This is a genomic window from Actinoplanes sp. NPDC026623 (assembly GCF_040638275.1).
In the GTDB taxonomy this organism is placed as follows: Bacteria; Actinomycetota; Actinomycetes; order Mycobacteriales; family Micromonosporaceae; genus Actinoplanes.
Genome location: NZ_JBEZXZ010000271.1, coordinates 8,638 through 9,619, shown reverse-complemented (window position 1 = coordinate 9,619; position 982 = coordinate 8,638). Strand labels below are relative to the sequence as shown.

Annotated in this window: 1 protein-coding gene; it reads left to right on the top strand. The window is 74.6% G+C overall.

Going from position 1 to position 982, the window contains the following annotated elements:
* The coding region (locus AB0F10_RS41525; protein ID WP_360638870.1) for a proprotein convertase P-domain-containing protein at positions 1 to 861 on the top strand (861 nt) is incomplete at its 5' end.
* Positions 862 to 982: the final 121 nt, after the last annotated feature.

Genomic DNA, 982 nt, shown 5'->3' with positions numbered 1-982 from the left:
GGCGTCGGCGTCCGCAAGGCCGGCGAGATCTACTACAACGCCATGCAGTCGAAGACCTCCACCTGGAAGTACGCCAACATCCGCACCGCGACCCTGACCGCCGCGAAGAACCTCTACCCCGGCAGCTGCGCCGAGTACAACGTGGTCAAGGCCGCCTGGGCCGCGATCAGCGTCCCGGCGCAGTCCGGCGAGCCGACCTGCAACCTGACCGGCAACGACTTCTCGATCGCGGCCGCACCGGCGGCGGGCCAGGTGCAGGCCGGCGCCACGCTGACCACGACCATCGCCACCACCGTCACCGCCGGCGCGGAGCAGACCGTCGCCCTCACCGCGGGCGGCCTGCCGAGCGGGGTGACCGCCACCTTCGAGCCGGCCACCGTGATCTCCGGTTCGGCGGCGGTGCTGACCCTGACCACCAGCGAGACGACCCCCGGCGGCAACTACCCGATCACCATCACCGGTACGGGCGACGACGTCCACTCGGCCACCTTCGCGCTGACGGTGACCGGCGCGCCCGGCTGCTCGGGCAGCAACGCCAGTCCCGTCGACATCCCGGACGCCGGCCCCGCGGTCACCAGCCCGATCGCCGTCAACGGCTGCGGGCGCAACGCCTCGTCCGGAACGAGCGTGGAGGTGCACATCCAGCACACCTACCGCGGTGACCTGGTCATCGACCTGGTCGCGCCGGACGGCACCGCGTACCGGCTGAAGAACAGCGGCTCCGACAGCACCGACAACGTCGACGCGACCTACACCGTCGACGCGTCGGGCGAGGCGGCCGACGGCACCTGGAACCTGAGGGTGCAGGACGTCTACTCGATCGACGTCGGCACCCTGCGGACCTGGAGCCTCAGCCTGTAGCGGGCACCGGCGGGGGGGGGGGGGCCGGCCCGGCGGCGCCGGCCCGCGCGGCGGGCGCCCCCCGGCGCGCGCCGGGGGGGGGGGGGGGGGCGGCGGGCGGCCCCCCCGCGGGCGGGCCCGC